We start from the raw sequence: 14,250 nt of genomic DNA, 5'->3' as shown, positions 1-14,250 counted from the left end.
AACCACAATGACTTTGAATAGAAGGTAGCTCTGTAAAGGGGGCTTTTTAGAATATTACTTGATTTAAACTTCCATTGCACACAATGCCCGCTCACCTGTATGAACGGAATCAAAACAGACCATGTCGCCTTTACGGTTCATTCTAGGATGCAAATCACAACACCAATGTTTATAAGGCCTGGATTGGAATTTCTTGAAAGAATTAACCGAAGCCAATAAGGTGACCTCATTACTTTCAATACCTACCTTATACAATTTTGCCACCCTGTGCTTGTCCGGATAGGTGTCGGTCACAAAAATGTTGTCGGATATAAAACTTTGATGACCATCAGAGTTTAATTGAGGGTAGGCAACTCTCCTATGTTTCTGCAAAGTAGGTTCTTCAAATAACACATGACTATCCTTTTCCCCTATTCTGCTATAGGCTATAATCTGATTTTTGCTGTTCCACACATAGTGAGACACCATCTCATTGGTTGGACTAAAATGGAGTTTTTTGGTCTCACGGTCATAAACAACCAATTGAGTCCATCGTTTCATGATATCCTCTACAACAGTGGCACGATACAGAAAGGAAACATACCTACCGTCTGGCGAGAACAATGAATGTGTAACATATTGATGTGCATCTTCAATAAAATATTGTGCCACCCCCCCTTTATCGTTCAGTTCTTGTAAATTAACCACTAATTCTCGGGTTCCATCTTCCAAGCTCCCGATAAAGAGTCCTGTCTCCTCTGTAATCTTTATATCTTTAAAAGACTCATCTTCATAGTCATATCCGTAACCAGGCATAGTCATTTCCAGTCTACCGTAGCTGAATGAAGTAGCAAACTTTCCACATTGTGAAGCCGTATCAATTGGAAACGGAATTGTTTTGGTGGTTCCTTTTTTTATATTGTATAACCGCGAAACTAATTTCCCTCCTTCTGCATCGTTGAAAATAACATGATTCTCTCCTGCCCATTGTAGCCTACAACCTTTATGATAATTCCAAGCTCTAGATTCCCCTATTTTTGTATACTCTCCAAACTTTCCGTTTTTTATATCAAAATAACCAACTTCTAGGGCATCTTTTTTATTTGGCATCCTTAGGGGTATGGTCAGTTTGTTGGCAAGTATTTTAGTATCGTCATAGGAAAAGGGTGATACGTCGTGAAACCCAAAAAAATAACCTTCTTTAGCTTGTATAGGGTTTAAAGAATAATCCTTTTTATTCGGCAGTGCATCATAAAAAGATTGATATAGGTTCCTGACCTTGATTTTTATCTTAGGATTATGCTTTAACGTATCGTAAACAAATTTTTCAATTTTATTCATCTTGGTGGTAGAATTTCAAATACTCTTTTATGAGGTTGTTCCAATCGAATGGTAAAATAGCTTTATTAAGGCCTTTATAATTTGTGCTGGCAACTTGCTCTATACCCTCCGCTATCGATTCAATATTTTTTGGATCAACGGATTGCCCAACAGGTAGCTCTTCAAAAAAACCGTCGATTCCTTCCCCTTTAGAATATATTATAGGTAAACCTTGAGACAGCGCCTCTATGTACACAAGTCCAAATAATTCAGGTTTTGATGGCATGGTAAAAACATCAGCATTTCTATAAAGCTCCATCAGTTTGGATGCATCCTTGATTTTACCTTTATATTCTAACCAATCATAGCTGTCGACCAACTTAAGAAATTCTTGAAAGTACTCTGGTTCATTATGATTTTGACCTCCAACTACATTCAAATTATACTTTATGGATTCTCCTTTATTATTCAAAAGATCAATGGCGGCAATAAGTTCCTTAATGTTTTTTAATTTCATTATTTGCCCAACATAAATTAAGTTCACCATTTTTCGTTGCGCATTGCTTCTTTCAGGAAAAGGGTTGTTTAACCAAATGTCATTAATGCCGTTTGGAATAATCAGCGTTTTTTTTGCAAGCTTCTTAACTAGTTTCTTGGGCATCATGGAGAAAAGTCTATTTCTATAAATTGGAGAAATAAATATAATTCTTTCCGCATTTTTAAGAACTTTGTTGATACTTGCCCTTCTATGATACATATATTTATACTGCAATGTAATGTCAGTTAACCTCACGGTTACAATGTATGGCACTTTGAATGACTTATTGATCTTATAGGCCAAAGCGCCATCTGTGAATAAGTTATGGGCATGTACAAAATCAATATTGGTATGTAATCCCTGATTAATAAGTCTTTTGTACAAAAAATTGATCTTGCCGAAATAATTGTATTTATGAAAAGGTTTTATCTGCTTATCAAAAAACAACTTAGTATTATCAAGGTCGACTATATTCTCAGGTTTCCTGTTCAGTTTAATAGGAATGTATACTTTTTGGTTTATAAAAGCGTCTAACTTAGAATACAATTGAGAGTAAAGATGATTGTCTATGTAATATGAGTTGAGGTGCAGTATTGTCTTATTACTCATTTAAAAAAGTTTTGACAAACTTAACCAATGAGCTCAATAATATAGTCTCGATAGTTTAAAAAACGATAAAAGCACCCTTTTTTCAGTTGAATTTTAAATGTCGATTAGGTAAAAGTATAGTGTCATTTTTTCTGGATTTAAGCTTTATAGAACTTAAAAACCGCCACAGTAATCAAGCCATAAATTACCTCTTATATTATTGGCTCTAACAATTATCAAATTTGTAAATTACACTATAGGTCATACCTTAAGCGCATAAATTAGTTATACATCGATTTTTATTCCCTTCTAAACACTTTAATTATAATTTCAACCAGATAAAATCAATTATATTAAAGGTAGAGAAATGTATGATATCTCAATTTTGCCTGACTATCAAAATAAAAATGTTATTGCCCAAACTAATTTGTCGGCACTTTATTTAAGAGATAAAGTGAAGATTATCGACTTCTTGTTAAGGCTTTCATTTAGGACCTTTAGTCTTTTTTTGATTATATTGGCTCAATTATATCTTTATAATAATTAACAATTTTTATGGGTTTTCTCAAATAAAAAACCTGTAGCTACTTAAATACCCAACACTTACTTTATCCATTCAAAAAATATGGTTCAAGACTTTCAACCAAAAACACCGAATAATAAGACGATACTGTTTTTTTGCAGGGAAAACTGTGAATTTTCCAAAATGGGAATAAACCTAATGCTAGATTTAGGCTATACCCTTAAAGTAGTATTTAACCAAGGAAAAGGCGGAAAACTTCCCAAAGACATTGAGTTATTTGAGTGTGACTACATAATATGTTTTAGAAGTTGGTTTATCTTGCCAAAACAACTGATTGAAAAGCCAAAATACTTTGCTATAAATTTACATCCAGGCCCCCCTGCTTATCCAGGCTCCGGGTGCATTAATTTTGCTTTTTATAATGAAGAGAATTATTTTGGAGTTACTACACATTTAATGGAAGAAAAAGTGGATAGTGGCAAAATCATTGATTATGAAACATTCCCATTATTACAATCACAAACATTGGAAAATGTCTTAAAAACTACACATCAAAAATTATATAATCAATTAACAGATTTAATTTTAAATCTCTCCGCTTTTGGAAATGAGTATGTTCATCAAAAAATAAAAGAAAACGAAGGCGTAAAATGGTCGGAGAAAAAAAGAAAGCTCAAAGAAGTTGAGGAGCACAGGGAAATTAAATTTGACATGGATAAAAAAGAAATTGCCAAGAGGATTCGATCCTTTCACCATCCCGATTATCCGGTTTTCATTATACTTGACGAAAAGCGTTTTTATCTTAAAAAATAATTTGTTCTGAGCTTTTACAATGAAGAGTTTTTAGTTACAATCCTCCAGCACTTCGTATTGCCAGAAACTCCTCCTTTAAATTTTGTACAGCATTGTGTGGAAATGTATGCTCATTTTCAAAAACAAAACTATCTTCAATTTTAGGCTTTTGCTTAATTTCAAAATAGTTCCACTTTTCAATCCATATGTCCAAATGAAAAATTAGTTCCATAGAATCCTTTATTAGCTCATCCGATAGTAAGTGACTATTTTCAACCAAAAGTTGTAATATATTGTCATTGCATTTTTTAAGTATTTTGGCAAATAAAAATTGCTTATTGTTCTGTATATAACTCGCATAAGTTTTATCAGATCTCTTAAAAAGAATATAAAGCTTACCTAGAAATTCTTTTTTTGCTTCTTTTTGCATTTTTAATGGATGTTAGAAAAATTTATCATTAATGAAATCATGTTCTGTTGATTAGCATTATTGTTCAAATTAATAATCAACTATATTCAATACTATTCATTCTGAATTAATATGACCTCATAAATTCAGAATTGTAAGGCTAACTAATTCTTGTCAAATATCGAATTTTCTCATGTTGTTTCATTAAAAAATAATTACAATCAAATACCATAACAATATTCCCTCCCTTTTTATTATATTTTTATTTTTAATACAATATGTAGGGTATGCATAATCAGATCTGAATAAAATTTCTTTCTTCGCTGGGCGCATAATTTAGTTATACATCGATTTTTATTCCCCTTAGCAGTATTATGACATAATTTTGTATCCTATAATTTTGTGTGTATAACCCCAATCAACATAACTACAAAGACATGTATCGAATTGCTGTGCTACTAACATGCCACAATAGAAAAGAAAAGACCCTAAGCTCCCTTAAATCTCTTAAGACAGCCACCCAAGCTTCAAATCAAAAAATAGATGTCACCGTTTATTTAACTGACGATGGATCTACAGACGGAACATCGGAAGCTGTTGCAAGTCAATTTCCAGACACAGTAATTCTTAAGGGTGATGGAAATCTTTTTTGGGCAAATGGAATGATTAATTCATGGAAAGAAGCCATAAAAAAAGACTTTGACTTTTATCTTTTGTTGAATGATGATACAATTTTGTTTGATGATTTTTTTGATGTGATTTTCGATACACATCATAAATGTTTAGACAAATATGGAATGGGAGGTGTTTATGTAGGGTCAACCAAAGATTCCGAAACTCAAGAAATAAGTTATGGTGGCGCTGTAATAATCAGTAAATTAAAATATACATTTTCCAAAATAAAACCCGACGGCAATATTCATGAATGTGATTTGGGTAATGCCAACATTATGATGGTCAGTAAAAATGTAGTTGAAAAGGTGGGGATTCTGTCCGATGGCTACGCCCATGGTGCAGCTGATTTTGATTACACTCTCAAGAGTAAGAAGAAAGGAATGCCAGTACTGGTTGCTACTCAATATTGTGGATATTGTACAAATGACCATAAAGGTATGTACCACAACTTTGATAAAAAGAGCTTGAAAGAGCGAATAGACTACCTATATAGCCCCACAGGTATTGCCTTTAAATCTAGGTTGCGATTCATGAGAAAGTTTTTTCCAGTCCGATATCCTTTTTTCTTTATCGTAGGTTGGGTTAAAGTCCTTTTTCCTAAAATTTATGTAGCAACCATGACCAGTCGTTAATCTTATACATTTCAGACCATTATTTTTACAAAAAATGAATATTCTATATATCCACCAATATTTTGTAACACCAAGTGAAGCTGGTGGCACAAGATCCTATTGGATCAGCCAAGAGTTGAAAAAAAAGGGACACAATGTTACCATGCTGACAACCAATAGGGCAAGTCTAAATAAAAAAAGGGAGACCATTGATGGAATCAATGTTATATACTTGAACATCCCTTATGACAATAAAATGGGTGTATTTAAAAGAATAATTGCATTTTTAAGGTTTATGCTACTATCCTCATGGTATGTAATAAAAAGCAAGGGCTTCGACTTGGTAATTGCTACCTCAACACCATTAACCGTTGGATTTCCTGCCTTAGTTGCAAAAAAACTAAGAGGAATCCCATATATTTTTGAAGTAAGAGATCTTTGGCCAGAAGTACCAATCCAGATGGGAGGGATAAAAAATAAGTTTGCCATAAAACTATTGCGCCTGTTTGAAAAAAAGATTTACCAAAACGCCAAGCACATAGTTGCACTTTCACCAGGGATGTTCGATGGTGTAATAAAAACCGGCATTCCCGAAAATAAGGTAAGTATGATACCCAACATGTCTAAAATTGATAAATTTTGGCCGCGAAAAAAAAACGAATCGGTTATAAAGGAATTAGGCTTAAAAAAAGATTCTTTTAAAGTAATCTATTTTGGGGCTATGGGATTGGCCAACGGTATGGATTATATACTTGATGGCATAAAACTACTTGGAACTGAGCATAATGTTGAATTCATGTTCTTTGGTTGGGGTTACATGGAATCACTTTTGAAGAAAAGGTGTGAAGAAGAAAATATTCAAAACACTAAGTTTTATGGAAAAATGCCTATGGACCGCCTTTCCGAAATTGTAAACATATCTGATGTATCCCTTGTCACATTTACCAACTTACCCATTTTAACTACAAACTCACCAAATAAATTATTTGATTCCCTTTCGGCAGGAAAACCCATTATTGTAAATTCTCCGGGATGGACAAAGCAAATGGTAGAAGAACACCGTTGTGGTATATATGTAGACCCGACCAAACCACTAGAATTAGCTGAAGGCATCATGTTTTTAAAGGAAAATGAGAAAATAAGTGATGAATTTGGTGAAAATTCAAGAAAACTTGCGGAAAACATGTATGACAAGTCCATTCTATGTGAGAAATTTAGTGCCATGGTTGAAAAACTCAAGTAATTTATTTTCTTTGAAACCATTAAAGCAGCAAAACAATACTGAGTTTTTTAATATGTCATCTTCAAAGGATAATTGGTTATAAAGACTCATTTAAGAATTACGAAAGCAATTAATGTTTTCATGTTTATCCGATAGTGGGGTATTAAATCGAATTTTTTCAATAGCATCATAAAATTGAAATATTTTTAATCAAAAATTCCAATTAACTACTTTGGGTGTCAAAGTATAATAACCTTACAATGTACAAGTTTATAAAAAGGCTTCTGGATTTCGTTTTTGCCTTGTCTTTACTTATTATATCATCCCCCGTAATCATTATCACATCAATTGCCTTATTTGTCTCTTTTAAGGAGAGCCCATTTTTTCTCCAAAAACGACCCGGACTGCATGAAAAGCTTTTCAAAATTGTAAAACTCAAAACAATGAACAGCAAAAAAGATCATGACGGAAACCTTTTACCCGACAAAGATCGCTTGACAAAACTTGGTAAAATTGTTAGAAAGTTGTCAATAGATGAATTACCACAACTTGTGAATATAATTAAAGGGGATATGAGCTTCGTTGGACCACGACCACTATTGGATTATTATTTACCCTATTATTCCGATGAGGAAAAATTGAGACACTCTGTTAGGCCTGGCATTACAGGATTAGCACAAGTATCTGGAAGAAACCATTTAACATGGGATAAACGAATGGCAAAAGATATTGAGTATGTTAAAAACAAATCATTGGCACTTGATTTTAAAATTTTAAAAATGACTTTTTTTAAAGTTATTAAACAGGAAGATATTGTTGTAGATCCAAACTCCCATATGGTAGATTTCGCAACGTATAAAAAGAATCTTCAAAAGGGTACAAACAGTACCTCTTGATAAACAACAAGTGTGTTAGTTTCTTATAATCCCAATTTTGTGAACAATAAGATTAATAAGATTATATAACCAGTATTTTACTTTAACCTTAATGTTCCTGATGTGGATACAAGCTTTTTACTATACTCTTAGCAACCAAACTTCTACCGTGCGTATTCCAATGCTGATCATAAATTAGGGTGACAGGAACCTTAGATTTTTCAAATAGTTTTCCAAAATCAATTACTTTAATATTGTTTTCTCTGCAATAGGATAAAAACTCTTTAGGGGTTGTCCTAAAATCCAATAGAAAACTTGTTTTGTTCTTTTCAATCGGGTATAACTTTAACAAGCTATCAAAATTAGAAATATAAGTTCCCGCAGCTTCATCTTTTTCGTTGCTATCCACTATATCTTCTTCCGCTTCATTGTCAGAATCCTTGGTTTTTCCGGAAACAAATCTCTTTACCGAATCGAGCATTCCTATTTCTGAAGCATAATAAAACAACTTGATGTTATTCCTTAACTTAAATACAGTTGAATTTAACAGTTTGATTCTTTTATAATTGGGTTCGTATGTTGCTCTATGGAAATCGGAAGGATAATCCATATAGATAACAATATGGTCAATTTTCTCAAAATCTTGCTTATAAGCGTTGATAAGGTGCAATTGATCGGCCATATCCCATCCAGCATAACCATATTCGTAAACTTCAAGTCCGTCTACCTTCTGATCTATTTTTTTGCCTATAGATTGATCATATTCTTCATGAAAACCCTGAATAAATGAATCCCCAATTAGAGCGAGTTCATTTTTTGATTCGCTTGGATTAAAATTGCGGTAAGAATTAAAACCTTGTTTGTTTATCCTAAACTCTGAAAAGTTCTGCCTTCTATTACCTGTTACGCTGTAACCCGTATATCCGGGAACCCGTTTCTCCACATTTAATTCATCGATAAACCTAGGAGGGTCTTCGGGATATAAATGAAAAACCCTAACCAAGATTTCCAAGGCTATTAGAACAAGAACTCCATATAACAGAATTTTTCCAAGTAATTTTATCATATCAAAATTGAAAATAAATAAAGGACCTATCTACACCATCATCATAAAACAATAATATACCAAATACCACAAGTGTATAAATGGTGAATCGAACAATGCGAGATTTAAAATTGAATGGTTTACGTTCGTTGTCAGATATTAAAAATTCATAACATACAAATATTCCAATAATCAAAAAGTAATCAATCAATCTATATCCTTGCGGATGAAAGTATGGTTCATAATTCCATTTGGCTAAAATTCCTCCGATGTATTTAAAAGCTTCCTGTAAACTGGAACTTCTAAAAAAAATCCATCCAAATGTTACCAATATAAAGGTTAAGAGCATTTGTAGATAATCCTTTATTGGGGTACCAAAGGCCGCAGTACCCTTATCGGCATATTTTCTGTTACTTCCCATAAGGAACGAGGGCACAAATAGAATCGCATTGAACAAACCCCAAAATACAAATGTCCAATTGGCACCATGCCATAATCCGCTCACTAAGAAAATAATAAAAATGTTTCTTAAGGCTTGGGTTTTCCCATTCTTGGAACCTCCCAAAGGGATATAAAGATAGTCCCGAAACCATAAAGAGAGCGAGATGTGCCACCTCCTCCAAAATTCTCCAATGTTTCTCGAGAAATATGGAAACTTAAAGTTTGACATTAATTCCACACCAAAAAGCTTGGAAGTACCTATGGCTATATCTGAGTATCCCGAAAAATCACCATAAATTTGAAAACCAAAAAATATTGCCCCCATAATAAGTGTTGGTGCGGAATATTCGGAATAATTGGAAAAAATATCATCGACTATTGGTGCCAACGAATCTGCAATCACCATTTTTTTAAACAAGCCCCATAAGATAAGTTTTAATCCATCCGAAGCCTGACCATAGGTAAATTTGCCCTTTTTCATCAATTGTGGCAACAAATGGGACGCTCTTTCAATGGGTCCCGCCACTAATTGAGGAAAGAAGGCTACATAGGCTGCGAAGGATATGAAATCATTAGTGGGCTCAAGTTGTTTACGGTAGATGTCCAGGGTGTATGACATGGTTTGAAATGTATAGAAAGAAATACCTACCGGCAGCAGAATCTCCAATGTCCATACCTGTCCAAGTTGAATTCCAAATAAAGAGAAGGAATCAACAAAGGAATCAACAAAAAAATTATAGTATTTAAAGAATCCTAAAAGCCCTAGATTAAAAGAAACGCTTAACCAAAGTAGTCTTTTTCTCAACTTTGCATCGATTACCTTTCCCATATACCTCCCAACAAAATAATCAACAAGCGTTGAAAGAACTATTAAAGAAAGAAAACGGTAATCCCACCAACCGTAAAATATATAACTGGCAATCAACAAGAAAAAATTCCTGGTGACCAATCCTGCATATCGATTCAATATCCAGAAAATTGTAAGGACTATAGGTAGAAAAACAGCAAAATCAATAGAATTGAAGAGCATGGAAGTTTGTTATATCAATTTGAATTGCACTTGCAATTAAGGTTTTAAAATATTTTCAACTTTTTCATTCAAAGCAATAATTTTGGTGTTATTCTTGCCTTTTAATACCAATAAATTATCATCTTCTAATACCCGAAAAAGTTTAACTTCTTTTGATCGTTCCCCAAACAAATACAAAAACTCAAAAACTATTTTATTGATTTTCGGACCATATTCAGGGATGTGTTCCAATTCAAGTTCTTTATTATCAAATTCTTCAAACTTAGTATTGTAATTCGGACTAAGATTTTTTGTTTGAGGTTCTTTTTTTGAAAACAAGAAATGAATCCGGTTTTTAAGTTTATTAATGTCCTTTTCTCTCAAATATTGTTTAAGCCGAAAATATTTTTGTAAAAGAATGGCAATAGTTGTTGACTTTATTGAAGTTTTATCGTAAACCAAATGATATTCAAAATCATATTTTTTTGTACACCATCGGGTTTTATAATCAAAATAACCCTTGGAAAAATCCAATATGGAAAACCTATTTGTAATACCCCAATCAATAAGGTACATAATATTGACCGAGCCCAGATGAAATTTGAAATAATCAATATCAAACACGGTTATCGCATCAAATATGATATCTTTTGAAAAATAATTTAGAGTTACCGCAATTGGTTTTTTATCATCAAATATAACGAATAGACCAGCTTGCTGATTTAGCAGCATTGGGTAGACAACTTCCTTAAAGAAACCCCATTCTTGCGCATCGAGATTGTTATTATACTCTTCCTTATCGGAAAATCGTTTTTCCAATAGTTCTCTAAAGCAATCAAAAATATGGTCGTATTCGGACTTATCCATATTACCGGTGTACATTTTGACATTAATATCAAAACTCTGCTCCAGTTTTTTCCGGTATTTCTTAAGCTTATACCTACTGCTTTTACCAAATTGTTCTTTCATGAAGCCGGCTAAGTCAGCAAACTTCTCCAATTCAATTAAAAAGCCCGGGTACTGTCTTACTCTTTTCACAGCTCTGCCGCCACCTTTGGTACTTGGGCAATCAAAATATGTTGGAACGTCAAAAATAAGACAGCTTTTCCCACTCAGTCGTTTATTTTTTTCTTCAAATTCGTAATAAACACCTTTGGTATGGGTTCTTCCAACATTAACCCATAACCCTGGAAATCGAGACTTATAAAAATCTGCTCCGATAATACTTTTAATAGTAAATGGTTCGTTTCCCTCATTGAAATGTTTAAGCCAAATATTCTTGAAGATTTCAGAATTGAAAGGGTTGTCAATCATTATATAATTGCTTTAGGAGGTTTCGGAGCGTCTAAACGATATAATGGAAAGAAGGAAGATTCCCCATATTCTTCCTTAATTAGTTCTTTATCATATATTCTTTCATTTACCAATTTCCAATATTCATCTTCATCCACTATATATTTCCAAAGACTAAAATCTCTAAAGTCTTTGGAAAAACCAGATTTAAATCTAAATAGCGAGTCATTATTGCTGCCTCCTAAACCACCGCCCAAATTAAAATACTTCTGATTGCCTTCTTCCGTTGATTGAACTCTGACAAAGTCTATTAAAAATTTGATCGGGTTAATTTTTAAATATTCTTCCTTGGCTCCGGATAAATGATATTGAACGATTCCATTTGTTTTTGTGAAGATTGCCCCACCCACTATTTCCTCTGTTTCCTTGTCAATCGCCAACATAAGGTTAGCATTTATTTGTGGGCTATTAAGAAAATTTATGAAATACTCCCGTTTAAAAAAGTAATGAGGTTTAGCTCCAACCCTTTTCATATTTTCATAATAAATTTCAATAAATGAATCCACAGTTTTATCACACTTACCCTTTTCTATCCTATAAAGTGTTTTGGCCTTGTTAACATAGGATTTAAGTCTTCTATTATACTGTTGTCTCTGAGATTCTAAACTTTGGGTTATATCAATGTTCACTACATCCCCATTTGATACGATTTTTCCGATTCCATTTAGAATCAAGTTCTGGTTTAAAATAAAAGGGTGCAATCTGGAAAACACCGAAATAATCTTATTTTTCCTTAGTAACACATTCAACCTGTGCTTAAAATCTTTGTTGTCAAATCCACTATTGACATTCTTATTGGTGATTGGTCCACAATAGCCGTATACCGAGGTTGCATCATTATAGTGGGTACCCGCTATTTTTCTTATTAGCAAAGGAATGGCTATCAATACCTTTCCATATTCATACTTTATCAAAATCGGCTCTTCATCTTCATTTTTGGATAACATATGATAATCGTATGTATGGTAGAAATCAGATTGCTCACAACATTCAACCACTGAATTCCAATTCGCTCTATCTCTAATTACCAACATAATTTATCAAAATTGAAAATTTTCGTTTTTGTTAATTACAAATGAATTGTTTGAAGTAATTTTTAGATTTTATTTCAATCTACTTTTCCAAAACCCAATTACCAATACAAAGCGCATCCAAACCTGTTGAATAAAAACAGCGCAAAGCATGTTGGGGTGATTCAACAACAGGTTCCCCCTGTATGTTGAAACTGGTATTTAATACAACGGGCACACCTGTTTTTTTCTCAAACTCGGAAATTAGTTGATGGTATCGTGGATGCAACTCCTGGTTAACAGTTTGCAGTCTGGCACTGCCATCAACATGGGTAACTGCAGGAATTACACTTTGTTTCTCTTTAAGAACATCACAAACCTTTAGCATAAACGGTGCTTCAACCTCTAAATCAAAAAAGTCCTTGTATTTCTCCACCAAAGCTGAAGGGGCAAAAGGTCTATAGGCTTCCCTAAACTTGACTTCTGCATTAATCTTGTCCTTCATATTTGGGTATGCGGGGTTTGCAAGAATACTTCTGCTGCCCAAAGCTCTTGGTCCGATTTCCATTGGACCTTGAAACCATCCAATAATTTTTCCTTCAGCAAGAAGAGTCGCTGCTTTCTCGCAAATATTCTCTTCATAGTTTGCCTTAAGCTTTGCCCCTTTGATTGTTTTTTCTATTTCATCATTATTATAAGATGTTCCTATATATGCATTGTTATGAACAAAATTTCGTTTTTTATTTAAAATTCCGTTATACAGATAATAGGCTGCTCCAATCGCAGTTCCATTGTCTCCAGCGGCTGGCATTACATATACATCCTTAAATTTACTTTCCCGTACAATCCTTCCATTCATAACACTATTTAAAGAAACACCTCCGGAAATTACCAAATAATCTGCTTTTGTTTTTTCATACAAAATATTGCATATTTCAAGAACACGGTCCTCTAGCACTTTTTGAAAAGCGGCGGCAGCATTTTTATGTCTATCCTCAAACGGTCCATTTCCATCCCTCGGTTTCCCAAAAACTTCTATAAATTTATTTGAATATGTATTTTTTACAAGATATTGAAAGTTAAAATAGCTAAGGTCTACATTTACCTTCCCTTTCCTATCAACTTTCAATATTTTTTCTACTTCACTTTTAAACACATTAGAGTCGCCCATGGGAGCTAGTCCCATAGTTTTACCTTCATCATAATTGGGTTTAAACCCACAAAATTGGGTTACAGTTTCATAGAAAGAACCAAATGAATTGGGAAAAAATGATTCTTGGAACCTTTCAATAGAATTATCTTTTCCATAGCCCATCCATGTAGTTGCCCATTCTCCAGACCCATCAATTCCTAAAAGAGCAGCCTCTTTATAGGGCGAAATAAAAAAAGAACCTGCCACATGAGTTAAGTGGTGTTCAATAAAATGCACCTTGGGACTATCTTGATTTTCTTTCCAATGATTTTTGTACCAAAGCCAAAACCTTCTTTGCTTTGCATAGGCGTTTACGACATGGTGCCCAAAAAATGGCAAAAACGATTTTGGTCTTTTTAAAATATAAATAAGCTTTTTAAACCAATGTGTAGTAGGTTTAATTGAAACTGCTATATGATCAATATCATCATAAGATATCCCAGCTATCTTTAGGCATCGATCAATAGCCATTTGCGGAAATGCTTGGGTATGTTTATCTCTATTTAATCGTTCCTCCTCGATAGCTACAATAAGTTCACCATCTTTAACGATACATGCAGTAGAATCGTGGAAATAATAATTTAATCCAAGTATGATCATATTACCGATATTTAGTTTGAGGGGAAGATTTTAATGTTGGTTATTAAAACAATTTTCAAAATAATGGG

The 14,250-nt window shown here is 33.4% G+C and carries 12 protein-coding genes; 4 read left to right on the top strand and 8 right to left on the bottom strand.

Going from position 1 to position 14,250, the window contains the following annotated elements; all coding sequences use genetic code 11:
* Nucleotides 1-63: 63 nt before the first annotated feature.
* Nucleotides 64-1,320: a hypothetical protein gene (locus D2V08_RS15690; RefSeq protein ID WP_119609257.1), complete on the bottom strand. Its 1,257-nt coding sequence runs from the start codon at nt 1,318-1,320 to the stop codon at nt 64-66.
* A complete protein-coding gene (locus tag D2V08_RS15685; protein WP_119609255.1) occupies nt 1,313-2,446 on the bottom strand; it encodes a glycosyltransferase family 4 protein in 1,134 nt (377 codons plus the stop codon). The genes D2V08_RS15690 and D2V08_RS15685 overlap by 8 nt, the downstream gene beginning before the upstream one ends.
* A gap of 685 nt (nt 2,447-3,131) precedes the next feature.
* Between D2V08_RS15685 and D2V08_RS15680 the strand changes: the two genes are divergently transcribed.
* A complete protein-coding gene (locus tag D2V08_RS15680; RefSeq protein WP_182835579.1) occupies nt 3,132-3,761 on the top strand; it encodes a formyltransferase family protein in 630 nt (209 codons plus the stop codon).
* A gap of 34 nt (nt 3,762-3,795) precedes the next feature.
* Here the strand turns inward: D2V08_RS15680 and D2V08_RS15675 are convergent, their stop codons facing one another.
* Nucleotides 3,796-4,170 (bottom strand): hypothetical protein, encoded by a 375-nt coding sequence (locus tag D2V08_RS15675; protein ID WP_119609251.1) that lies wholly within the window; start codon nt 4,168-4,170, stop codon nt 3,796-3,798.
* Nucleotides 4,171-4,586: 416 nt separating this feature from the next.
* On the opposite strand from D2V08_RS15675, the gene D2V08_RS15670 reads away from it, so the two are divergent.
* The 3 genes from D2V08_RS15670 (at nt 4,587) to D2V08_RS15660 (ending at nt 7,553) form a co-directional block, all read left to right on the top strand.
* Nucleotides 4,587-5,456: a glycosyltransferase family 2 protein gene (locus tag D2V08_RS15670; protein ID WP_119609249.1), complete on the top strand. Its 870-nt coding sequence runs from the start codon at nt 4,587-4,589 to the stop codon at nt 5,454-5,456.
* A 34-nt stretch (nt 5,457-5,490) separates the two neighbouring features.
* A complete protein-coding gene (locus D2V08_RS15665; RefSeq protein ID WP_119609247.1) occupies nt 5,491-6,678 on the top strand; it encodes a glycosyltransferase family 4 protein in 1,188 nt (395 codons plus the stop codon).
* A gap of 239 nt (nt 6,679-6,917) precedes the next feature.
* The gene (locus D2V08_RS15660) at nt 6,918-7,553 is read left to right on the top strand and encodes a sugar transferase (protein ID WP_119609246.1); all 636 of its coding nucleotides are present in this window, start codon (nt 6,918-6,920) and stop codon (nt 7,551-7,553) included.
* A gap of 88 nt (nt 7,554-7,641) precedes the next feature.
* Here the strand turns inward: D2V08_RS15660 and D2V08_RS15655 are convergent, their stop codons facing one another.
* The 5 genes from D2V08_RS15655 to D2V08_RS15635 form a co-directional block, all read right to left on the bottom strand.
* The gene (locus D2V08_RS15655; protein ID WP_119609244.1) at nt 7,642-8,598 is read right to left on the bottom strand and encodes a hypothetical protein; all 957 of its coding nucleotides are present in this window, start codon (nt 8,596-8,598) and stop codon (nt 7,642-7,644) included.
* 1 nt (nt 8,599) lies between these two features.
* The gene (locus D2V08_RS15650) at nt 8,600-10,048 is read right to left on the bottom strand and encodes an MBOAT family O-acyltransferase (protein WP_119609242.1); all 1,449 of its coding nucleotides are present in this window, start codon (nt 10,046-10,048) and stop codon (nt 8,600-8,602) included.
* A 36-nt stretch (nt 10,049-10,084) separates the two neighbouring features.
* Nucleotides 10,085-11,341, bottom strand: coding sequence for a GNAT family N-acetyltransferase (locus tag D2V08_RS15645; protein ID WP_119609240.1), 1,257 nt, complete (start codon nt 11,339-11,341; stop codon nt 10,085-10,087).
* Nucleotides 11,341-12,414: a GNAT family N-acetyltransferase gene (locus D2V08_RS15640; RefSeq protein ID WP_119609238.1), complete on the bottom strand. Its 1,074-nt coding sequence runs from the start codon at nt 12,412-12,414 to the stop codon at nt 11,341-11,343. Before D2V08_RS15640 ends, D2V08_RS15645 begins: the two co-directional genes overlap by 1 nt.
* A gap of 79 nt (nt 12,415-12,493) precedes the next feature.
* Nucleotides 12,494-14,182, bottom strand: coding sequence for a carbamoyltransferase family protein (locus D2V08_RS15635; protein ID WP_119609236.1), 1,689 nt, complete (start codon nt 14,180-14,182; stop codon nt 12,494-12,496).
* Nucleotides 14,183-14,250: the final 68 nt, after the last annotated feature.

It is taken from the genome of Flagellimonas lutimaris (genome assembly GCF_003581615.1).
In the GTDB taxonomy this organism is placed as follows: domain Bacteria; phylum Bacteroidota; class Bacteroidia; order Flavobacteriales; family Flavobacteriaceae; genus Flagellimonas; species Flagellimonas lutimaris.
Note: the sequence above shows the minus strand (reverse complement) of the source record. Positions and strands in the feature narration are given on the sequence as shown.